Annotated in this window: 13 protein-coding genes, 2 tRNA genes and 1 riboswitch; of the genes, 8 read left to right on the top strand and 7 right to left on the bottom strand. The window is 41.9% G+C overall.

The genetic code is table 11. From position 1 onward, the window contains the following. Nucleotides 1-56: 56 nt before the first annotated feature. The 3 genes from MUCPA_RS35405 to MUCPA_RS35395 all read right to left on the bottom strand — a co-directional run bounded on the left by MUCPA_RS35405 (nt 57) and on the right by MUCPA_RS35395 (nt 4581). Nucleotides 57-1529 carry a hypothetical protein gene (locus MUCPA_RS35405; RefSeq protein ID WP_008513477.1) on the bottom strand — a complete coding sequence of 491 codons (1473 nt, stop codon included), beginning with the start codon at nt 1527-1529 and terminating at the stop codon, nt 57-59. Between the two features lie 274 nt (nt 1530-1803). Continuing rightward, nucleotides 1804-3219, bottom strand: a complete 1416-nt coding sequence (locus MUCPA_RS35400; protein ID WP_157544056.1) for a pentapeptide repeat-containing protein — start codon at nt 3217-3219, stop codon at nt 1804-1806. Between the two features lie 465 nt (nt 3220-3684). Further along, a complete protein-coding gene (locus MUCPA_RS35395) occupies nt 3685-4581 on the bottom strand; it encodes a class I SAM-dependent methyltransferase (protein ID WP_008513473.1) in 897 nt (298 codons plus the stop codon). A 184-nt stretch (nt 4582-4765) separates the two neighbouring features. Here MUCPA_RS35395 and MUCPA_RS35390 point away from each other — a divergent pair, with 184 nt between their 5' ends. The 3 genes from MUCPA_RS35390 (at nt 4766) to MUCPA_RS38060 (ending at nt 7391) form a co-directional block, all read left to right on the top strand. Beyond that, nucleotides 4766-5347 (top strand): RNA polymerase sigma factor, encoded by a 582-nt coding sequence (locus MUCPA_RS35390; RefSeq protein ID WP_008513472.1) that lies wholly within the window; start codon nt 4766-4768, stop codon nt 5345-5347. After that, the gene (locus MUCPA_RS35385; RefSeq protein ID WP_008513470.1) at nt 5344-6945 is read left to right on the top strand and encodes a hypothetical protein; all 1602 of its coding nucleotides are present in this window, start codon (nt 5344-5346) and stop codon (nt 6943-6945) included. Before MUCPA_RS35390 ends, MUCPA_RS35385 begins: the two co-directional genes overlap by 4 nt. Nucleotides 6946-7217: 272 nt before the next feature. Next, nucleotides 7218-7391: a hypothetical protein gene (locus MUCPA_RS38060; protein WP_008513467.1), complete on the top strand. Its 174-nt coding sequence runs from the start codon at nt 7218-7220 to the stop codon at nt 7389-7391. A 231-nt stretch (nt 7392-7622) separates the two neighbouring features. On the opposite strand, the gene MUCPA_RS35380 is transcribed toward MUCPA_RS38060, so the two are convergent. Next, nucleotides 7623-7707: transfer RNA gene (locus tag MUCPA_RS35380), tRNA-Leu, on the bottom strand. Nucleotides 7708-7759: 52 nt separating this feature from the next. Next, nucleotides 7760-7832, bottom strand: a tRNA-Gly gene (locus MUCPA_RS35375). Between the two features lie 550 nt (nt 7833-8382). On the opposite strand from MUCPA_RS35375, the gene MUCPA_RS35370 reads away from it, so the two are divergent. From MUCPA_RS35370 to MUCPA_RS35350, 5 genes are all read left to right on the top strand, one after another. Continuing rightward, nucleotides 8383-12489 (top strand): hybrid sensor histidine kinase/response regulator transcription factor, encoded by a 4107-nt coding sequence (locus tag MUCPA_RS35370; protein ID WP_008513464.1) that lies wholly within the window; start codon nt 8383-8385, stop codon nt 12487-12489. Between the two features lie 409 nt (nt 12490-12898). After that, nucleotides 12899-15964, top strand: coding sequence for a SusC/RagA family TonB-linked outer membrane protein (locus MUCPA_RS35365; protein WP_008513461.1), 3066 nt, complete (start codon nt 12899-12901; stop codon nt 15962-15964). 18 nt (nt 15965-15982) lie between these two features. After that, nucleotides 15983-17512 (top strand): RagB/SusD family nutrient uptake outer membrane protein, encoded by a 1530-nt coding sequence (locus MUCPA_RS35360; RefSeq protein WP_008513459.1) that lies wholly within the window; start codon nt 15983-15985, stop codon nt 17510-17512. Nucleotides 17513-17638: 126 nt separating this feature from the next. Then, entirely contained in the window at nt 17639-18778 is a 1140-nt protein-coding gene (locus MUCPA_RS35355) for a glycoside hydrolase family 53 protein (protein ID WP_008513457.1), read from the top strand. 103 nt (nt 18779-18881) lie between these two features. After that, nucleotides 18882-21242 (top strand): glycoside hydrolase family 2 protein, encoded by a 2361-nt coding sequence (locus MUCPA_RS35350; protein ID WP_008513455.1) that lies wholly within the window; start codon nt 18882-18884, stop codon nt 21240-21242. Nucleotides 21243-21517: 275 nt separating this feature from the next. On the opposite strand, the gene MUCPA_RS35345 is transcribed toward MUCPA_RS35350, so the two are convergent. Both MUCPA_RS35345 and MUCPA_RS35340 read right to left on the bottom strand, forming a co-directional pair. Then, nucleotides 21518-22654 carry a cysteine desulfurase family protein gene (locus tag MUCPA_RS35345; RefSeq protein WP_008513453.1) on the bottom strand — a complete coding sequence of 379 codons (1137 nt, stop codon included), beginning with the start codon at nt 22652-22654 and terminating at the stop codon, nt 21518-21520. A gap of 86 nt (nt 22655-22740) precedes the next feature. Further along, nucleotides 22741-22855: riboswitch (SAM riboswitch) on the bottom strand. Nucleotides 22856-23242: 387 nt separating this feature from the next. Then, the gene (locus tag MUCPA_RS35340) at nt 23243-24145 is read right to left on the bottom strand and encodes a glycoside hydrolase family 25 protein (protein ID WP_157544055.1); all 903 of its coding nucleotides are present in this window, start codon (nt 24143-24145) and stop codon (nt 23243-23245) included. Between the last annotated feature and the right edge of the window lie 29 nt (nt 24146-24174).

Below are 24174 nucleotides of genomic sequence, written 5' to 3'. Positions count from 1 at the left end.
ATCCCATAGCCCACATCGCAATCCATGGACTATGGACCATGGACTATGGACCATATTTATACGTCCTTAGCAGCAGTAACTTCTTCCTTTTTAGGCGGTTTTACTTGGCACGAAAAACCGAACAGGCGGCGTTCCTTAATCATGGTAGCTACTTCGGCGGGTACAAACTCTTCCCAGCCGTCTACGTTATCTTTAATCATCTGCAACACGTTATCGGTTTCTACCGATAAATTATTTTCGTTATAATGCCTGATGTCTTCAATTTTGTTATTAGAGATCAGGTAGCGGTATAAATCGATCAGGTGTGGGGGCGGGAAAAATTTGAGGCAGTTCCATATTACGCCGTCGCGCAGGGTAGGGTATACAAACAGCTTTACCTTGCGGCTAAACAGCGTAGCGAACGATTCCAGGATACCGCCGGGCAGGTCGGTATAATGTTCTTCCGAAAAAATATAGTCCAGATTAGGGTAGCCCAGAACCACGCCGATTTTTAACTTGGTAATTTTTGAAAGATAGGCCACCAGCTTATAATACTCGTGGAAATTGGAGATCAGTACTGTTTGGCCGAGCGAGCAAAGAATGTCTACCCTGTCGAGGAAATCTTTTTCATCAATTTCGGCGGTTTGATCGGCATTGCGTTCTTTGAGCGATTGCAGGGTAAGTTCGGTAACCACAATCACGTTAGTTTTATCAACATCCGATTCCTGCATAAACTGCTTAACACCCGTATTCAGCATATCCAGGTGCACGTTGATGATAGGCCGGAAGCGCCCGCGAATCACTACGATATGTTTTTTATACATGGCTTCTGACGGCTGCATGTTTTTGCCATCCGGCCCGAAGAGAGCTGCGTCAGAAAATCCGTATTTTACGAGGTGGAGGCTCATTAGGCGGTTATCTACTTTGGTAAAATCGGGGCCTTCAAAACGGATCATGTCAATCTGTATCCTGTCTCTCGATAAGTTATCCATCAGCGAAAGCAAAAATACCGGTGGCACCTCGTGATAATAAAAACAAGCATAAAGCAGGTTTACGCCCAGTATACCTACGGCCTGTTGCTGTAAATTATTATCGTTATCCAGCAGCTTGACGTGCAGTACCACGTCGTTAAACTCGCCGTTGGGTTGCAGCTGAAAGCGAACCCCCATCCAGCCGTGGCCATCGTTAGTTTTATTGTAGTTAAGCGCCGATACCGTATCCGAAAAAGCAAAAAAAGTGCTGTTATTACCGCGTTGTGCAGCCAGCCGTTCAATTAACAATTCGTATTCATGATCGAGCATGGATATCAGCCTTTGTTCGCTCACGTAGCGGCGTACTTGCTGCACGCCATAAATGGCATCGGAGAATGTCATGTCGTAAGCCGACATGGTTTTAGCAATAGTGCCTGATGACGCTCCCGCCTTGAAGAAGTTGGCGGCTACGTCCTGTCCGGCTCCAATCTCGGCAAACGAACCATAAATTTTAGGATCAAGATTGATAGCAAGCGCCTTTTGTTTGGTTCCAATATCTTTATTGTGAATTGCATTCATAGACTTTGTTGTTTATGTTTACTGTTGCCAGTATCATGATCTTTAAAATGCTTTAAAATTACGAAATTTTTAAGGATTTTGGGGTAACGAGGTTTGAAAAAGAAGCGTAGCGCCCTTTGTGACAATTAAGACGAAGTAAACAAATGTTGGTTTAATCGATTATAAGCGCAGCTTAAAGAGTTATATTAATGTCTTGATTACGATTTATTTACATAAATATTGTATGCTATATAAGATTACATAAACGGAAATTAAACATCGACCTGGGTTGTTTTTACCAAAAACTAAAAGGATCGCCAAATAACAGTAGAATTGTTAGTGAAAATAAGTATAGGCTTATTAAATTTTGTATGCCGATCAGTATCCGGGTATATCCCCAGGGTTGTAATATGTAATCTTCCGCCAGCAGCTTTTTGGCCCAATCATTAATATTATATGGTCCAAAGCCAATCGCAAAAGAGGTGATAATGCTCAAAAAAAGTAACCTTCCCGGATGGATTTTATCTGTTATCATTTCACCACTTGTTCCTGCATGTTTAATATGAATTTTAAGTTTGTCGATAAAGAAGAGGAAAAGATAGGTTTTGTAAAAAACGTATATAAGGATCAAAAGCAAAATTAGCGGTCGTAGGGGATTTAGACCATATGAGCTTGTAAAGTCAAAAAGTAGATAATCGATAAATTTGGTTGCCGTAGACGAGGTTAGCGTATGTTTTTTTCGTTGTATTGCTGCTGTTACTTTTCTATGAGCATCTGTAAACCCAGCTGTTTTTAATTTTTCTTTTAGTTTAATAAGGGCTCCTGGATCTGTACGGTATGTTATTGAGTCCAGGTTGTAGGACGATGCTATGCCTTGTATATTAGGAAGACTATCAGGTTCGAATATCACACCTGCCATATTAGCACAAGAAAAATCTACGTTTTTAAATTTAGTATTTGTGAAAATTGCACCTCTAAGGTCAGAACCCAGAAACATGCAGTTTTTTAAAATTGCTTTATTGAAATTAGTGCTATCCAGATGTGAGTTAAAGAAGTTAACATTAGTGAATGTTGAATTTGAAAACTCGACATTGTTTAAAAGCGATGAATTGAAACCGGAACTGTCGATTATTGTTGAGCTTAAATCAGCTTCTATTAAATTTCCATTATAACATACTTTGTTGCTGATTTTTCCTAGATTATCTAAACGCATACCTTTTTTACCGTTGAGCCATAAATCGTGATCTATGATTTTTTGTTGAAATGATAACGAATCAGGGCCTGTTACAAGCAATTTGAATGAATGCTTGTCTTTATCTAAATTGTTGAAATTAGTGATATGGTCTGCCTGTACTTCTTTGAAAATTATCAAATTTGAACTGCATTTTTTGATGTTTTTCCTGTTTTTTTTATCAATTACAGATTGATTACCGCCAATATAAAGTGTGTCTTTTTCTTTGGTTATAGTATAAGTGTATAAAATGTAATTTGCATCCTTGTCAGTAGACGTAATTAAAGGATGGACTTCCTGGAATTTCTTTTGGGGCATCCAATTGTAAAGTTGAGTACTGTAAATTCGCTTATCAAAAAGAAAAAATACGCGAGATCCTATACAATCGCTTATGATAATGGAGAATAGGTTTTGTTGATTGTTGGCTTTATCATCATTTGCCGTTTGAATGAAAACTGAACCCTTTAGAGAATCCGCCAAATTGTTGAATTTGTAGCCTCTATCTATATATAAACGACTATTAATATTTAATTCTTTGATTGTATATATTTTACCGCTATTAGTTGTAATATAATTGGGAGTGTTCCGACTTTGATAGAATGTGAATATCAGAAATATTACAAATGCAATACTATCATAAAGTAATATATGTTTTAAGTATTTAAAAAACCTCTTGTGCTTGAATAACAAAACTCCGTTTGAGATTAATATAATCAATATTCCAATGGTTAGCATTTTGCAACTATTTTTAAATTTTATAGCGATATTAATGAGTTTCTTCTTTTGTTGTTAAAAGCTTGATTTTCTGTGTATTTTGTAATATAAATTTATATATAATATTTTAATTTTAATAGTCGGCTTCAGCGCTTTTTGAAATTTATTAGCTTAATTAAAAATAGAACGGATTGTATTTTAAACGATGGCTTAATGGCAAGTTTAGCCTTTCTATTTCGAATATGGATTAACCGGAATATTCACCAAATGATAGCCCTGCTTTTTTAACGCCTCAATACATCCTAATCCAGGTCGCTCTTTAAATATAATGGTAGCCAAAACCTGGCCGGGCATAAGCTTTAACTTAACCAGCACATCTAAAATTTGCTTTTTTACCCGGATGGATAAAAATTTTTTATGGCTGGTTTTGAGCTCGTCGGCACCTTTAAAATAAAAGTTAGGGTTGATCTTTTTAAAGGCCACCATGGGCAAATTAAGCCCGGCAGCAAATTTTTCAAACTCGCGTTCAGATACCTTGTAAACAAAATTGCCTACGGGCTCGAAAGAGAAACGGTTTTTCCATGCTTTGTTGAGCAGGTGCACATTTGTAGCCAGTAAGTTGTTGATGAAAAGCAGTAAGGGCATTTTTAATACCGGGTCTTGCGGTTCAATAATCACTATTCCTTTTTTGGCCACGCGGATCATTTCGTACAATGCGGCATAAGGCCTGGGGAAGTGGTGGTATGATTCTTTACACAGTACGTAATCAAATTGTTGATCGGCAAAGGATAATTTTTCGGCATTTTCGGCAGCATAAGCCGATATGACGCCTTCGTCTTTGGCCACTTCTAAAAAATCGGTGCTCAGGTCGGTAGCCAGCGCATCGTTGCCGCTGGCTAAAATATATTGCGCGTCAAAACCATAAGCATCGCCCACGGTAAGCCATTTTTGCGGTTGTTGGCGGAGCAGGGGATCGAGGCAGTTAAAAAATAATTGCTGCAGCCAATGTGCGATGTGGTGGTTGCCGGCAGATTTTGCTTTACGGTAGCAATCAATTTTGGATTCCCTGGTGGGGAAGTGTTTATTGTACCAATCGGTATGGCGGTTGTAACTCTCCTGGTAATACATGTTTTGTTCGGTTTACAAACCTTACGGCTGCCGCTATCAAAACGCTGGTTAAAAAGTGTTACATTGGTTAAAATAAAACTATATTAAAAAAAACTAAAAATAAGTTGAGTTTCACCCAGCGTTTGGTGTATCCCATGCGTAATAGCAACGAGAACTATGTATACCCGACCACCGCACCACCTGGATGAAATTGTTTATTAAGCAAGATGCTAAACTGATCAATGGCTGTAAAGCCAATGACCGCCAGGCACAGGAACGGTTATATAAACTGTTCTATCCTGAAATGTTACGCGTATGTTGCCGTTATTTAAAATCGAACGAATTGGCGCAGGAGGCCATTAATTCGGGCTTTTTAAAAGTGTTTCAAAATATGAACGCGTTTGATGTGCAAAAAGGCGAACTGGGAGCATGGATCAGGACGATCATGGTAAGATCGTGCATTGACCTTGGCCGAAAAGAAGCGAAGTTTGCCGAGGTAAACAGCCAGGAAGAAATTGAAGATATTTTTATTGAGCCTGCTGTTTTAGATAAATTGTTTGCTGAAGACCTGTTAAAAGCCATAAGGCAGTTGCCGGTTGCAACACAACTGGTATTTAACCTTTCGGTAATTGACGGGTTTTCGCACAAGGAGATTGGCGAGCAGGTAAACATTAGCGAGAGTACCTCCAGGTGGCATTTATCCGAAGCTAAAAAGCAGCTCAGGGTGATGCTGGCACCTGTTATTAAAAGTATTGATAAACCAACTGAAAACCAAAAGGGAAGATGAGAAATTCAGCAAGGTATCAAAAACTTTGGCGCAAAAAAATGGACGGTCTCCCTGTAAAAGAGGATATGAATTTGGCATGGGCCAATATGCAGCAGGCACTTGATGAGCAAATGCCGGTTCTGCCCATCCCCACGAATAATCCGGGCTATTTAAGCGGCCTAAAGCTGATTAAATTATTGAGTTATCTGTTGCCAGCCGTAGCATTAATTGGCACAGGGATTTATTTTGCAGTGCCGGCTCTAAAGAAAGATAGCCCTAATAGGGCGAACAAGTGCCGCGTCAGTTCAATACATCTTGTTAAATCCACCGCCGATAAACAAGATACCTGGACAGACAGTGTTGTTTATCGTGGTAAAACTAACGTTACCGCTACAGACGGTTTATTGGCATCGTCAGCCCCATATAATAACGGGTTAAGTAAAGTACTTAACCAAGCAACAAAGGAGCAACTGGTTATTGAAGCAAAGGGTAAGGCGTTTATTATACCTGAGCGGGGTAAAGATAGTGCCTCGGTAATTCCTTCAAGTGTTGATGGTCGGTCACCGGTAAATTATACTGCTCCAGAAGTAAAAAACATCAAAAAATATGAAAGACCGGGGTTGATATCAACCCGTGCTCAATATGATAAAGGGCGTTTATCTCATTTATCAGCAAATAAACACATTGCCGCCCGTTCCGGTTCCGTGATTAACAGATCGAGCCGAAGCTCACTAAATTTGTTGGCAGATAGCGGAACTGAGGATATTCATTCGGCCCAACAAAAAGCGGCGGCATTTAAAAAATCGGATAGCATACTCCGCGCTGGTATTGACGACATCGTTAGCCAACCGAAAAGTGATCCGTCAATATGGTTAACTACCGGCAATTCGGCTCCGCTGAAGGATACAGTGCTTAGTAGGAAGGAAGACGGCACCTCAAAGGGCGGTAGTATATCGGGGCAAGGTACCGGGGTTATTCAGGCTAAACAGCTGAAAAGTAAGCAGGTTAAGAACCATACTGCAAAAGAAATGATAACGCCGCCGTACAATTACGGTATTGAGGCGGGCCTTAATGCAGGGAATGGTAATGGCGGATTGTATTTTGGAGTGTTTGGCTCATATACCCTCAAAAACCGATTGTTGGTTAACGCCGGATTCAGGTTAAATACACCTCAATCACTTTCGGGGGAATTTGAGCACGTTAGTTATTACCGCCCCGACTCATTGCCACCCTTTAAGTTTATTGACGAGCGGAAGGTGATGGTATTGCATATGCCTATTACGCTCGAATATAAATTATCGAATTTATTGAGCATAAAGACAGGGCCGGTAATTAGTTTGGCAATCAAACAATCGGAGGCGAGTACCACCTTGGGCGCAATTGTTGATCAGCGCGATACGGTATACCACGGTGCCGAGGTTAAGAGCGCTTTGCTTGGTACGGGCGTCAATAAACTGAGTTTTGGCTTTACCGGCGGGCTAAGCCTCCAGATCCGCAGCAGGTTTAGTATCGAGGGCAGTTACCAGTTGTTTTCGCCTTTTAAAATCAGCAACGCGCTGGGTGGGTATAGCAAACGTTACCAAACCTTCCAGGCCGGAATTACCTACCGGTTTAAATAGTGAGGTTATGCTAAGCAACAAAAAAAAATAAAAGGTTCCGCTCAACGGGCTACAACCTTATTTGCATATATTACAAATAAACTTTTGATTTTTTATTAAAGGTTAAAATAAGGCTTTGGCTGCTTTACTCTAAAAGTAGATAGCTTATTTTAGATAATTGTATATTTTTTCGAGCTTTTTAAGTGTTACTTGCTTTTCCCTGCAAGAAATAAATCTATTTCCTCCGCGTTACCCATAGCACGTATTGTGGTGCTCGAATAAGGATAACCCGTATGTCTAACGATCCCTTTAATAGCCACGGTTGGTTTTTTAATGAAACACAAAATGGAGTATTTATGATGGATTTGGCTGGAACCATTAGTGGTGATGTAGATCTTCATGCCATGCCAACAAGATATTTAAATGGAGGCGACCTTTTTTTGGCTAAGCCATTACCCAAAAGTTGAATCTGAGAAAATGAACATTAACACATGAGCTAATTACTAACAATTTCTTAAATTTTTAAGATCAGAAAATGTTTTAAATAACGCCCCTGTTGATGTTCCGGTAACAGGTAAGTTTTTTCTTATTATATAAGATTCCGACCAACCGCAACTCAGGGCTTTTTTGTATCACTTATATTGCACAACAAAGCCCAATACTTTCATATCAGGCTTTGTGTCGATTCAATTTCTAAGTACCCAGAGCGGGAATCGAACCCGCACTCCGTTTACGGGAACAGGATTTTAAGTCCTGCGTGTCTACCAGTTCCACCATCTGGGCAAGGCAATTAACCTTGTAAAAATAAATCCCTCCTTTTTAGAGAGGGATTTAGAGCGAAAGACGAGATTCGAACTCGCGACCCCGACCTTGGCAAGGTCGTGCTCTACCAACTGAGCTACTTTCGCATTTTTTTATTTGAGATTTTGGTGTGATCTCAATTTTTTCCCTTTCGTTTTGCTTATAGCTTATAAACTTTTTCGTTGTTGGGAGTGCAAATATAGCCAGATTTGGATTAAGTGCAAGTATTTTTTTGAGTTAATAAACATTAGATAGGTAACTAATTTATAATGAGTGACAATAATGTGCCTACCCGTTCATAACAACAGGCTTGTTACTGGAAACAATGACTGATTTGAATAATTCAAGCACCTTATCAAAACGGGCAGGTAAATAAAAAAATAGACAGAGATGGCGCTCATCCAAAAATGCAGTTCAGCCGGAGTTAATATTGGCACAGTTATTTGGCTATTGGACGTTTATCAGTACAGCAATGCCCGCGAACGATAAAAAAAGGAATTTCAATCAGCGCAGGTTTTCCTTTCTTTTAGGTTCAAAACATCGCGGTCTGAACAAAATTTATATATTTATGGCCTTTAAGCCAATTATTTGAAATCCTTTATTGTCATTTTTAAAAGCATTAGGCCATGTTTTGCCCTTAGGTATAAACTGGTTTTTTTGCTTGCCCTTTGCATAGCCTTTAAATCTTCCGCCCAGGCCCGTAAATTAAAATTTAAGCACATCAGTATTGAGCAGGGATTATCCAACAGTACCATCGAAGTTATTTTTCAGGATAGCAGGGGCTTTATGTGGTTTGGCACCCGCGATGGGCTAAACCGGTACGATGGCAATAGCATTACAGTTTACCGCAATAATTTAAAGGATACCACGTCCATCAGTGATAACTATATCAGCTGTATTTACGAGGATCGATATCACAACCTCTGGATAGGTACCATCAATGGCTTAAACAGTTATAATTCCGACAGGAATAACTTTATCAGGTATAAGCATAGCGGCAGCAATGTTAATAGTATAAGCAGCAATAACATTACGGGGATTAGCCGCGATAATCACGATGGTTTATGGATAAGCACAAATGGCGGCGGGCTTAACCATTTTAATTTGAATACTCGCACTTTTAACCGCCCATACATCAACCGGCAAGCAGCCGACATTCATTATCTATATGCGGATAAAAATCAAAATTTGTGGCTGGGCACTGCCACCGGATTGGTGTTTTTTGATGTTAAAACTAAAAGGTTCAGTTCATATCCAAATCGGGTGGATATTCCAAAGGACTCTAAAACCAATGTGATCAATTTTATTCAGCAAGATGCTTCCGGGGCACTATGGCTGGGTACCGAAGATAATGGTTTGATTTTGTTTGACCCTGCAAAAAATGTTTTTACGCCGATCAGGCATAGTGATCAGGATGATGGGAGCTTATCAGGCAATATGATTAAAAGCTTATTGGTTGATCATTCCGGTCAGCTATGGGCGGGCACCATCAACGGCGGGCTTAACCAGTACGATGCTAAAAATCATGTTTTTAATCATTATCAAAATCAGCCCCAAAATTCGTCCAGCCTATCTCAAAGAACCATTTCCGCCTTGTTTGAAGATAGGCAAGGTAATTTATGGGTAGGCACCCATCGCGGCGGCATCAACTTATATACGCCAGGCGCCGATAAATTCAAGTTGTTTCAGCAGGAAGCTTCGGGTAAAGGTTTGAGTTATAATGATGTTAAAACTTTTTGCCAGGATAGGGATGGCGATATATGGATAGGTACAGATGGCGGTGGGCTTAATTTATTTGATAAGGAAATCAATATCGTCCGGCATTACAGGTACAATCCCAAACAGAAAAATACTTTAGGTGCCGATGCTGTATTGGATATCACCCAGGATAGCCGGAACAATATTTGGGTAAGCACTTGGGGAGGCGGGCTTAACCTGCTGGATAAGCAAACTGGTAACTTTACCCGTTTTTTAAATAATCCGGCGGATAGCAAATCCATCAGCTCCAACAAAGTACAAAAGGTATTTGAAGACAGCCGAAAAAACCTATGGGTGGCAACCTACTACGGTGGTCTTAATCTTTACAATCGTAAAACGCATACGTTTACTCGCGTAAATTACGATGCGGCCCATAAAACCAGTTTGAAGGGTAACAACGTGATCTCGGTTAACGAAGACAAAGCAGGCAATATTTGGATAGGAACAGACGACGGCGGACTAAACTGCTACGATCCGGTTTACAAAACCTTTACTCATTATTTTGACGATGGAGAGCGGATGCCCGATCTGCGGGTAATATTTGTGGACAGTAAGGGCAGGGTGTGGATAGGGCAGGCCGGGCTTTACTTGTTTGATGCTGTACATAAAAAGTTTGCTTTATATACAGGTAAAGGTGGATTATCAACCGAGTTTATCAAGGGGATTGCCGAAGATGAAAAAGGTAATTTCTGGATCTCTACATCCAACGGACTCACCCAGTTTAATCCCGACAATTATTATTGTAAAAAATATAATACCGGCGATGGCCTGCAAGGGCTGGAATTTGAGGCGAATGCTTTTTTAAAAACCAGGGACGGCCAGTTGCTTTTTGGCGGGGTTAACGGGTTTAATGCCTTTTACCCCCATAGTATCAGTGTTAACCAATTTATACCGCCGGTATATATTACTAATTTTCAAATTTTTAATAAAAAGGTAATTGCCGGCGAAAAAGACTCTCCGTTACAAAAAGACGTCAGCTTAACAAGCCAGATTAACCTTACTTACCGGCAATCCGATTTCTCGTTTAATTATGCCAGTTTAAATTACACCTCGTCGGATAATAATCAATACGCTTACAAACTTGAAGGACTTGATAAAACCTGGAACTATGTTGGCAATCAAAAAAAAGCCAACTATACTAATTTAAGTCCGGGCACTTATACCTTCAGAGTAAAAGCTTCAAATAACGACGGGGTTTGGAACGAGAAAGGCGCATCGTTAAAAATTGTGATCGCGCCGCCATTCTGGAAAACCTGGTGGTTTACCTTGCTCATCGCAGGTATTGTATTTATGAGCACCTATTATATTTTAAGGTTAAAAAGAAACCTGGAACTAAGGAAGCTCGAAGAGCAAAAGCGCGAAGAAATACACCAATTGCAGTTGCAGTTTTTTACCAACATATCGCACGAATTCCGCACGCCATTAACTTTAATTCTGGGCCCGTTGGAAATATTGAGGAAAGGGGAGAGCCGTATTGGCTTCACCCATTATTATAATACCATACACCGCAACGCTAACCGCTTAATGGGCTTGATCAATGAGCTGATGGATTTCAGAAAGGTGGAATCGGGCGTTTTAAATCTGAAGGTGATGCCCGGCAACCCCAACCTGTTTTTGAGCGAAATAGCGGATGAGTTTTACGACCTGGCCCAGGAAAAGAATATAACATTTAAAGTTAATCAATCGGATAGGGTATCCGAAGCCTGGTTTGACAGACAGATAGTAGAAAAAATTATGTTAAACCTGGTTAATAATGCCTTTAAATATACGCCCAATAATGGTGAGATTGTTTTGGAGGTATTATCATCCCTGAAAGACTTTAAGGCCGCTTTTCAAAACGAGCTCATGATTAAAAATGGCTATCAATCCAAAAATTATATTTATTTCCGCGTGGCGGATAGTGGCATCGGCATATCTAAAGAATCTATTCAGCACTTATTCGAACGATATTACCGCATCACTGAATCGCACATGGGCTCGGGTGTAGGGTTGGCTTTTGTAAAAAGCTTAACCACCCTGCATAAAGGCGAAATTTATGTTTACAGCCAAAAAGGGGAAGGAACCGAAATTATTATTGCTTTGCCATGTAACGCCGCAAATTATGATAAGGACGAGCGCTGGCTACAAAATGCCGATGCCGGGATACAACTGGAAAGTATTCAATATAAAGGGGCTCAATACCTATCCACTGCCGAAGTCGCTCCACGGGTAGCTGTTGTTAATCCGAGCCTGGCTACCGGTTTTAAACACGTTTTAATTGTTGACGATAATGAAGAGTTAAGAGCATTTTTGATAGACAGCTTAAGCCCATATTTTGAAGTTGATGGCTGCGCGGACGGGTATGCTGCCCTCGAAAAAATAAAACACCACGTTCCGGACCTCATCATCAGCGATGTAATGATGCCCGGGATGGATGGAAATGCCTTTTGTAAAGCGGTTAAACAAAATGAGGCCACCAGTTATATTCCCTTTATTATGCTGACGGCCAAGGATGCACTCGATTCAAACATCGAAGGGGTAGAGTCGGGCGCGGATTTTTACTTTGCCAAGCCGATAAGCATCGGCTTATTACTGTTAACTATCAATAATATTTTTGAGCAATCGCAAAAGCTGAAAAAGCTCTACATCAACAAGCATTATACCGAAGGCCGGGAGCAAGTACACGCTGCTAAAGATAAGGAGTTTTTAGATAAATTAACCGGCGTTATTGAGGCGCAGTTAACTAACCCCGACCTCGATGTTGATTATTTATGCAGCGAGCTCAATATGGGCCGCACCAAGTTATACGAAAAATTAAAAAGCACCGCGGGTCAGTCTATCATTGAGTTTGTGCGGACGATTAAACTGCGTAACGCAGCCCGCATCATGACGCATGAAGACGTGAGCATTACAGAAGTAATGTACAGGGTAGGCATCCAAACCCAATCGTATTTTACCAAAGCCTTTAAAAAGGAATTCAATAAAACCCCATCCCAGTTTTTGCAGGATATTGACCGGAAAAATTAAACAGCCCATTTAAATCGTGCCCGGTAGAAGTATACTTTCTTCTACTGCCCACTCAAGCTCTTTCCTTTTAACTGGCTTGGGCTAAAGTTAAGTACCAAATGTGTTTCAATGTGGTTTTTTTTATAACGATCTGTATTTCAGTTGTTCAATTGATTTTTGGCCATGTTTAGAAGCCTGAATAACGGTAATTTGAACTAAAAGAGAGTTGATTAGGACAAGACAATTTGTTTAACTATCCCTTTTTTTGTTAAACCAATTTTGCTGATTATGAACCCTTGTTTATCCTTTTCAGGCACATCTGCCTGTACCATAGTTTTTACTAAACTGACAGCCCATTCAGGTTTTACATAAGCGTCTGCCTGATAGTTGATGTGCAAAAAATAATACCCAGTTATAAACCTAAAAGATAATGATGAACAATTTTACTTTTCAATTTCGGAGGATCTGGACTTTGCTGGCCATATTGATAGCCGGTTTAATCACTACCCCCATTTATGCGCAAAGCAGCATAACGGTTAGCGGTACCGTTACCGCGCAAGAGGATGCCTCAACACTACCCGGTGTAAGTGTGATCATCAAAAATAACACCCAGGGTACCACTACAGATATAGGGGGTAAATACAGTATAAAAACTACAGTAGGTGCCATCCTGATATTTAGAAGCGTTGGTTACGGCAGCCGCGAAGTTACTGTAACCGGTGCAACGCTGAATATTGCGCTAAGCACCCGTTTAAATAGTTTAAACGAGGTGGTGGTTATTGGCTACGGTACTACAACCAAGCAAAATATAACCACCTCGGTTGCCAAGGTTGATCCCAAAAACGTTCCGCAGGCGGCCAATAACTCGGTGGGGCAGTTGCTTTTTGGGCGTGCGCCCGGTTTACAGGTTACGCAGGCCAGCACACAGCCGGGCGGCAATATTAATTTATCCATTCGCGGGCGCGGCAATCCGTTATACGTGGTTGACGGCGTTATTTTTCCGGGTGATGGCCTTGAGCCGGGCAACGGCAGTATAGCGGGCGAAACCAATGGCGTTAGCCGCGGGGGGCTTGCGGGTATAAACCCCAGCGATATTGAATCCATTGAAGTATTGAAGGATGCCGCCGCCGCCATATATGGTGTAAACGCAGCTAACGGTGTTATTTTAATTACAACCAAAAAAGGAAAAGCGGGGCGAATGAACGTTACTTACAACGGCAGCTACTCTTTCGAAAAAAACTATCCGTACCTGCAACCCTTAAACGCCACGCAATACGAAACACTTTATAACCAGATCACCAAAGATCAAACCAATGCCGCTCCAAAGTATTCGGCTGCCGATATTGCCAATGCTGGGGCTGGCACAAACTGGCTCAACCAGGTTTTTCAAACGGGCAGCATTAACAATCATATGGTGAACATTAACGGCGGCACCGATAAAACCACCTATTATTTATCCGGCGGATATTACGACGAGGTTGGAACCTTGAAAGGAGCCGGGCTTACCAAGGTTACCGGTAGGGCAAACCTGTCATTCAATTTAGCCAAGTTTTTAACGCTCAATACCAATTTTACCGGCAACTCCAACAAGTATTTAAATTCGTCTTCGGGCGGGCAAACCGGGGGCTCCGGTAGCCAGGGCTTCGGTATCATCCAGGCGGCTTTAGGCTACCCTGCCAATGTACCGGTACGGGATGCTAACGGTAATTATTCGCAATTTGGCGTAATCACCAACCCGGTATCGTTTCAGGATATTCAGGATCAAACCAATTACCACTCTTTATCTGCCAATGTATCCGCCGATGTCAAATTCATTCCGCAGGTTTTAACAGGCCATGTGTTATTTGGCGATAATTACGAAAGTGCAACCCGTAACTTTTTTGTACCCAGCACGGTATACTATTACCAGCAAAATATTTCAAGGGCATCGCTTAACTACAATAACCGCGAAAACCAAACGGTGGAAGCTACCTTATCTTTCAAAAAAAGTTTAGCTAAAATTGTAAATATTGATGCGGTAGCCGGTTTTGGCCAGTATAAAAGTACCTATAGCTCGTTCGGCAGCCAGGGGCAAGGCGGGCAGGATGCCATAGGCACTACCAACCTGGCCCAGGAAGCCAGCAACCTGGGGATTACCTCATCGCAAACAGCAAATAAATTAAGGTCGTATTTTGCCAGGGGCACTTTTGATTTTGTTGATCGTTACCTGCTCACTTTAACCTATCGCTACGATGGTTACAGTTTGTTTTTCCCGGATAACAAGTATGCCTCGTTCCCTTCGGTTTCCATCGGGTGGAAGATCAATAACGAGTCGTTTATGAAAAACATCACGTTTATCGATCAGCTGAAACTCCGTGCCAGTATCGGTACAACCGGCCAAACACTCGCCGGTACCGCAGCATACGGCGGATATTCGGCCGATGGCAATATCACCTACTTTAATAACGGGGCGGCGAGCTATGTAACCCTGAGCCGCTATGGTGTTGATCAGCCTGATTTACAATGGCAAAAAACCACCAATAAAAATATAGGGCTTGATTTCGGTTTTTTTAAAGACAGGATAAACGGCTCCATCGATTTTTTTAAGGATGATATCAACAATCTATTAGGTTACTATTCTGCCGCCCCTTTATCGTATCTATCTACCGAGCCTTTTAATGGTGGCCACCAAACCAGAACCGGTTATGATATCGGTATCAATACGCATAACCTGAAGGTTAAAAATTTTGAATGGAACACCAACATCAACATTTCGCATTATGTATACAAATGGGTGGAGCGGTTTAAATATGATAATATAAACCATACTTATCAAAGTGATACCGATCCGGTTAATGAAATTTATTACTTTAAAACCAGCGGCATACTGCAGGCCGGGCAGGCGGTACCTTTGTCGCAACCAACCGCAGGTGGTGCTAACCTGCCAGGGGCGCCTATTTTTGTCGACGTGAATAAAGATAATAAGCTCGACGGTAACGATGTATTTAAACTCAACCCCGATCCTAAACTCAGTATTGGTTTTGGTAACGATTTTCACTACAAACAATTTGACCTGAGCATCTTTTTTTACGGCCAGTTTGGTGGTACCGGTACCAATTATAACAATGCCTGGGGCGATCTGTCGAGCATCGCGTCCGGCACGCAAGGTGGCACTGTGCAGGCGCTTAATGCCTACACCTCGGCTAACACAAGTGGTACTCGTCCTGGTGTAAACTACATTGAAAGCGCCGCGGGATTACTGGTTGGCTCCGACCTTAATTTAGTAAGTACCAATTTTGTGCGTTGCCGTAATTTAACGCTGGGCTATACTTTTAACTCGGCGTTTGTAAACAGGTTTACCAAATCATTAAGGGTGTTTGCCGATGCTCAAAATCTATTCATCATAACCAACTATAAGGGTGTTGATCCGGAAGTTTACAATACCGGCGTTAAAGGCGGTTATGCTCCGTATCCTATGATGAGGACATTTTCTTTTGGTGTAAAGGCTGGGTTTTAAACTATAATGCAAAACAACATGAAAAAAATATTGATACTGATGATGACGGCCTCCCTTATCATGATAAGTGGTTGTAAAAAGGGCCTTGATCCGCAAATTTACGGATCGTTATCTACCACAAACTTTCCTAAAACCGAGGCTGATTTTGTTAACTACGTGGCCGAAGTATATAAACCATTTCAATCCAAATGGGGCTATACCGAACCGGCACCGCTGGGTTATCAGAACGACTGGTTCAGCCCCGAATATGGCGACATTATGATGTTTGATTTACCTACCGACGAGTTTAATACATATACCAACTGGGGTGGCATTTTTCAGCAATTCAGTTCGGCAAATTTCACTTTCCTTATCAACCAGGGAACTGGCAGTAACCACTTCGAAAAAATACGCTTTGTAACACGCCTTACCCAGATTATTGACGACGTAACTAAATCAACCATCAGCACGGCATCCAAAACCAAGTATACCGCTGAGGCCCGGATGTCGAGGGGTTGGAATATGTACTATCTTTTACAGTTATACGGCCCCGTGCCGGTTATCCTGGATCCGGCTTTAATTAATACCGACGCCGAGCTTAATTTAACGCGCCCATCACGCGCCGATTTTTTAGCAGCCATCGTGAGCGATTTAACCTATGCAGCCGCTAACCTGCCGGTTACACCGTCGGAATACGGCCGTTTTAACCAGGCTATCGCATTAACAGTATTGATGCGAACCTATATGAACGAAAAGGATTTTGTTAACGCCGAAAAAACAGGACGCCAAATCATCGCCCTGGCAAATACTGCCGGTTATCGTTTGGTTGATGATTATGCCAGCATGTTTACCGAAGCCGGCGAGTTGAATACCGAAACCATGTTCGCCGTATCATGCGCGCCTAACCAGGACGGTGCCGAAAACCACGCCAATTTTAACGCCTGGGACTTTTATACCTATCCTAACGGCTATCCGGGTAATAGCATCCAGAATTCGTATGCCGGTTACCGTATCCCTGCTCCTATATCGGCAACCTGGAATTTTTATAATTCGTTCGATCCGGCCGATAAACGCAGAAAGTTATTGATAGCCAGCTATGTTGATAAATGGGATCATACGGTAATGAACCAGGCCAGCGGATTGGCGGGGCCGGTAGTGGCGAAATATCCGGATAATGGTACCGTGGCCAACTCCGCGCAAGGTAATGATATCCCGAAGGCGCGCCTTGGTGATGTATATCTGATGCTTGCCGAAGCCATCAATCAAAACAGTGGCCCAACAAGCGAGGCTATAGGGTATGTAAACCAGGTAAGGCTTCATCACGCTGGCTTAGGCGTGGTTCCCGCAGCCAATACGGTTGATAAAGCCACTTTTGATGCCTGGATATTAAAAGAAGAAGGATGGGAAACTTATTTTGAAGGCTATCGCAAAATGGACCTGGTGAGGCACGGCCAATGGCCCTCGGCATTACCGGCAGATAAAAACCATGGCCCGTATCTGTTTCCGGTACCAACCTATGAGATTACCGCCAGCAAAGGCAAGTTAACACAAACCCCAGGATATAATTAAAAATCAAAGGTGGCTGTATTAAAGATATATGCGATACGAACAACGGAATAAGTACGATTTTGGTAAATCTGGCAAAGCTATGATGCCAAACTTTATGAACTTTATGGTTTTAATTTTAATCTTAAAATGATGAAGAAGGAAAAGCCCGGTCAAAGATATTTGATGTTCGATGTTTCAAATGGACTTTTAATACAGCCCCTTTATCATATCTATATGATGTTTAAAAAAATATTAATACCCTGTGCGCTGGTTTTACTGGTGAGCATGGCCTGCAAAAAGGGATCGACTTCTACCGACAGTACCACCACAGTTACCAACCCGCCGGTGGTTCTATCCGCCACGTTTGCTAAAGGGGCCGACATAGGCTGGCTTACACAGATGGAATCTTCAGGATACCAGTTTTTTAATAGCGCAGGCACCAAGCAGGACTGTTTGCAAATTTTAAAAGATAAGGGCATCAATTCCATCAGGCTACGTGTTTGGGTTAACCCGGCTGATGGCTGGTGCAATACGGCCGATGTGGTAGCCAAAGCCATCCGCGCAAAAAATATGGGAATGCGCATCATGATCGATTTCCATTACAGTGATTCCTGGGCCGACCCGGGTAAGCAAACGAAACCGGCGGCTTGGGTAGGGCAAACTTTTAGCGCTTTGTTAACTTCGGTCTACAATCATACATTCACGGTATTAACCACCCTTAAATCAAACGGTATCACACCCGAATGGGTACAGGTAGGCAATGAAACTAACGATGGGATGTTATGGGAAGATGGCCGGGCATCTAAAAATATGCAGAATTTTGCCAACCTCATCAACTCGGGGTACAATGCCGTTAAGGCTGTTAATCCTTCTATCAAAGTGATTGTCCATATCTCCAACGGATATGATAATACCTTGTTCAGGTGGATGTTTGATGGGCTTAAGGCCAATGGTGCTAACTGGGATGTTATCGGCATGTCCTTATATCCAACAACTACCAATTGGGCCACTCTAAACTCTCAATGTTTGGCTAACATGAATGATATGGTAAGCCGCTACGGTAAAGAAGTGATGATATCCGAAGTAGGTATGGATGTTATCGCCGCCAGTACCTGCAAAGCTTTTTTAACCGACATCATCAGTAAAACCAATAGTGTAACAGGCGGAAAGGGCCTTGGCGTGTTTTATTGGGAACCCGAATGCTACAACAATTGGCAAGGTTATTCCTTAGGTGCTTTTGACAGTACCGGCAAACCTACAGTAGCAATGGACGCTTTTATGAACTGATGAGTAATTCTGTTTTCAATTAACATGCGCTATCAACTCAAAAACCGCAGTACTGGTTTCTAAATTAATTAACCAGATACCTGCGCACTACAACTTATAAGATATGACTTCCAAGCCTCTTATTTTTTTTATTTTAATACTGCTCACTCATCACAGTTATGCCCAAACTATTGATAAACCGATCAACTTTAATTCAAACTGGGAGTTTGTAAAAGATATTGATACTTCAGCCACGCAAACACTATTATTAAAAAATGCAGGTAGTATTACATGGCAAAAGGTATCCCTGCCTCATACGCCCCGGCTGGAACCTGTTGTGAAAACAACTTTTGAGCAATGGCAGGGTACTTGCTATTACCGTAAATATTTTACCTTGCCTGTTGCCGACAGGCAAAAGCGAGTGGCAATCAAATTTGATGCGGCCATGCACGAGGCCGACGTTTATTTAAACGGAAAACATTTGTTTAAACATATCGGCGGCTATCTGCCGTTTGAGATAGACCTGTCAAATCGACTCAATTATGGAAAAGAGAATTGCATCCTGGTAAAACTCAACAACCAGGATAATCCGCACATCCCGCCAGGTAAAAATATTAAGGATCTGGATTTTAATTATTACGGTGGTATTTACCGTAACACCTGGTTAATTGTGGAAGATAAAGTTCATATTACCGACGCGGTAAGCGCGAACCGTGAAGCAGGCGGCGGTATCCTGATCCATTATGAAAAGGTAAGCAAGGCAACTGCAAAGTTGCTTGTGAAAACCGAGGTGCAAAACGATAGCGCCGATCCTTCATCCATTCAAATTAAAACTATCTTGGCAGATGCTAAAGGAAAGCTGGTGGTTTCCTTTTTATCTGCTCCGCAAAATCTTAAAACCAACAGCCATCAAAGTTTTGAACAAAGCCTGTTGGTTAAAGCGCCACAGCTCTGGTCGCCATTGCAGCCTTACTTGTATACGCTTCATGTTCAGGTAATTAAAAATGGCAAGGTGATCAGCCAGCAAACGCTTAAAACGGGCGTGAAGACTTTCAGGTTTGGGGCTGATGGATTTTATTTAAATGGCGATAAACTTAGCATATCGGGTACCAATCGTCACCAGGAATATCCTTACGTGGGCTATGCCCTGAGTGATAACGCACAGTACCGTGACGCCTGGAAAATTAAGCAAGCCGGCTTTAACTTTGTGCGCTGTTCGCATTATCCGCCGTCTACTGTATTTTTAGATGCCTGCGACGAGTTGGGGATTATGGTGATGGATGCCATTCCGGGCTGGCAGTTTTTTGGAGACGAGATTTTTCAGCAAAATAGTTTTCAGGATATCCGTGATATGCTGCACCGCGACCGCAACCACGCCTCCATTATACTTTGGGAAGCATCGCTGAACGAATCGGATATGAGCAAGCCATATATGGATAGGGCGAACCAGATTGTACACCAGGAGCTGCCGTTTACCGACGTGTTTTCAACCGGGTGGAAAGATTATGGTTACGATGTTTCCAACCCGGCAAGGCAACATGCCAAAGCACCCGATTACTGGAAAAACTACAGCAAGAAAAAACCATTACTGATAGCAGAGTATGGCGATTGGGAATATTACGCCCAAAATGCCGGTTTCAATCAAAAGGAATATGCGGGTTTAAAGAGCGAAGCGCGTAATTCGCGCCAGTTGAGAACGGATGGGCAGGATAGAATGCTTCAGCAGGCACTTAATTTTCAGGAAGCACATAACGATAATTTATATGGACCTGCCGTGGGCGATGTAAACTGGCTGATGTTTGATTATAAGCGTGGCTATGCCGCAGATATCGAGTCGTCGGGGATTATGGATATTTACAGGATTCCTAAATATGCTTTCTATTTTTATCAGAGCCAGGCCGGTCCGGTTACGGATGGTCGTACCTTTGGTAAACCAATGATCTATATTGCCAATTACTGGAACAGCCCTGCTGATAAAACGGTTAAAGTATACAGCAACTGCGATGAGGTAGAGCTTCTGATTAACGGTAAATCAATAGCAAGGCAACACCCTGATCATGATCAGTATTCGGCCAATTTAACGCATGCGCCGTTTACCTTTGATTTAGCCAAATTTGAACCCGGCAAAATACAGGCCATAGGCTATATCAACGGAAAAAAGACAATTGAAAGCACGCGCGAAACTGCGGGTAAACCGGCGGCCATTAAATTGACCTTTGATTACAGCGGAAAAGGAGCAAGTGACAACGATGTGATTTTTGTTTATGCCAGTGTGGTTGATGATAAGGGAACGGTTGTACCGGATGCTAATCCTCAGGTAGATTTTTCTGTAGACGGAGATGCTCAGATTATTGGTCAGCCATCTGTAAAAGCCGAGGCCGGTATAGCTACGGCTTTACTTAAAATAAAAAAATTGGGTAAGGTGCTTACAATCAAAGCTGAGGCAAAGGGGTTAGATGGTTCGGTTGTAAGTTTAGTTCAATAGTGATTTTCCTCTAAATTATTGATAGTGAGTGTGGAACTTTATTTCTGAATCTTAAGAAGCGTCGTCGTCTGATGGTTAGCGTAACAAAGGCTACTACGGTGAGCCTCGGCCAGCTGACAACGACATCCTTTTTTTGTGTGAGAAATTGTGATAGGACAAGCGAAGCAACCGCCGACTATCTGGCGCAGGTAAGCCTTAGTGCGATTGCTTCGTTTCTTTTAATTATGTGATGTTCTTGCTGTTGGTTTGCGACCCAATAGTATCCGTTATGTTACCTAAGCCGCCACAGTTTGGTATATACTTGATAATACCTGGATAACGTAATCAATTTCCTGTAGTGTATTCAATTTACTGAAAGAGAAACGGACAGTATCGTATTGTACAGGGATACCAACAGCTTCCAACACATGTGATGCAGCACCTTTGGAACAGGCGCTGCCGCCCGATACAGATATGCCCGATTGGTCTAAATGGCGCAGCAGGTCAGGATACGCACAACAGTACGGAAAGTTTACGCTCAGTACGGTATACAAACTTTGGTCGTCGTCGGATGAGTTTCCATTAAACTTTATATCCGGAATAACATCAACTAACCGCTTTTTTAAATATCGTTTGATGGATAAGATATAATCGTGGTCGCGTTTGAGGTGCAGGTTAGCAATTTTTAAAGCCGAAGCCAGCCCAACAATACCTGCGATATTCTCCGTTCCGGCCCTTAAACTGTTTTCCTGTCCTCCGCCCTTAATCAGTTGTGTTAATTTGAGTCCTTTCCTGAAATATAAAAAACCAATACCTTTGGGTCCGTGGAATTTATGGGCAGAAGCGGTTAGGAAATGAATTTTGCACTGTTTCAAATTAAAGCGGTAGTGGCCCATAGTCTGAACGGTATCGGTATGAAACAAGGCATCATATTTTTCACAAAGCAAGGCTATCCTTTCAATGTCATTGATATTGCCTATTTCGTTATTGGCATGCATAATAGAAACCAGGCTGCGCGATTTGGTTCTGAGGAGCAACTCTAAACCGGCATAATCCAGGTTTCCCTTCTCATCGTTTTTAACAAAACTGATTTGAATATCACCTTTAACTCTTAAAGCCTCTAACGTGTTTAAAACGGCATGATGTTCCATACTTGTGGTGATGACATGTTTAACAGCGCCAAATTGTACAGCAGAAAGGATGGCAATATTATCTGCTTCAGTTCCTCCTGAGGTGAAAATGATTTCTTCGGGCAATGCGTTAATCTGCTGGGCAATAATTTTTCTGCTTTCTTCAATTGCGCTTTTAACTTCTCTGCCATGATGATGCTGTGAAGAGGGATTACCGAAATGATTTAACAAAAAGGGAGTCATGGCTTCAAAAACTTGTGGTTCAAGCGGGGTGGTGGCGGCGTTATCCAGGTAAATTTTCATTGTTGATAATGTTTTATAAGTTAAACTACATGTATTAACTTATCCGGAAAGCGGCAGCAGCTTGATGACCAGTAAAATATACTGTCAACTTATCTTTCCCCCGCGTATTGATGGGGTAGGAGTTAGCACCTTTTAGCAGCAAGAGCTGTACAGGTTGCTAAGACTTCATCGGGCCATTCCCTCAGTCTTTCTGGATAAGTATATAAAGAACAAGCATTCCATTTGAATGACCATACAAATATATATAAAGTCTATAGATTTTATATATATTTGTGAAAGTATTTTATTTTTTGCTTTTAGAGCTTAAATGGATCGGGATGTAAACACAGAGGGATGTTGCTGCTATTAAGCAGATAGATAATTGATGCTCTTTATACAACAGGCTGTAAGGTAATTAAGTATCAGTTGGAGCGGGGGGAGAACATATAGCCTGAATGAATCCGAACAGTACATGCTTCTCTCAAGTATGCTGCAATGCTTGCTTGCTGTAAAACTGAATCGTATCATGCCTGAGCTCAATGAATTTCAAACTCGTACCATAATTCCCATTAATTAACTAACTCCTGGATAAGCCATCTTGCCATAGCGCTATGGCTTCAATAGCTTTCTAAAAGCTACGCTATCGCCTTTAAAGGTGTCAAAGTCAACCACATGATGAATGCCGTTAACGGTTGCTTTGCTGGTGTGCTGCCAAAATTGCCAGTTGGCGGCCCGGTTAACATCCGTTTCGGGTTTATCATAGTGGGCTATCCATAGTGGATATTCGTCATAATAGCCCTTGAGGTAATCCTGGTAAAAACTCAGGCCCGAATAAATGATAGGTTTAATATAGGTTTTATGCCGTATGGTGGCAAAAAAATCATTTAAGGTAACGCGCATTTGTTCGGGGGCAACTCCGTCAAGCTGTTCTACATCCACTACCAAGGGCAAATCATTTTTTTCGAGTTTAACGGTTTTTAAAAATAGTTTTGCCTGTAGCTTTCCGCTTTTGCCCGGCCTAAAGTAATGGTAAGCACCGCAAATGATACCGGTTTTGGCAGCCTCGCGCCAGTTACGCTGGAAGTACGAGTCAACAAAATTCTCGCCCTCGGTAGCTTTAATAAAAGCGAAGCTAACGTGCAATCCGTTTTCTTCCATCTGCTTCACTTTTTGCCAGTCTATTTTACCCTGCGCGTAAGATACGTCAATACCATGAATGCTGTATTTTTCTGATACGTGTACATTGAAGCTTTTGTAATGCCGGTAGTTAATATCCTCGCCAATATCGTTTATCCAATGCCACAACGAACTAAATCCGTTGGTAATGTAGCGATAGTAAAAAGGAGAGGCCAGTATGAGCACCACCACGGCGGCTATAATTTTCAACTCGGTTATACCATGTTTTTTAACAGGCTTTTTAGCAGGTGCCTTGGGTTTTACTGTTCGCTTAGGCGCAACTGTTTTTTTTACTGGAGGTGTTTTGGCAGCGGGTTTACGGGGCGGGGTTGTCACTTTGCAAAAATACAAAAAACGTTAATCAA

The sequence above is a fragment of the Mucilaginibacter paludis DSM 18603 genome (genome assembly GCF_000166195.2).
GTDB lineage: Bacteria > Bacteroidota > Bacteroidia > Sphingobacteriales > Sphingobacteriaceae > Mucilaginibacter > Mucilaginibacter paludis.
This window is presented reverse-complemented; position numbering and strand designations above follow the sequence as displayed.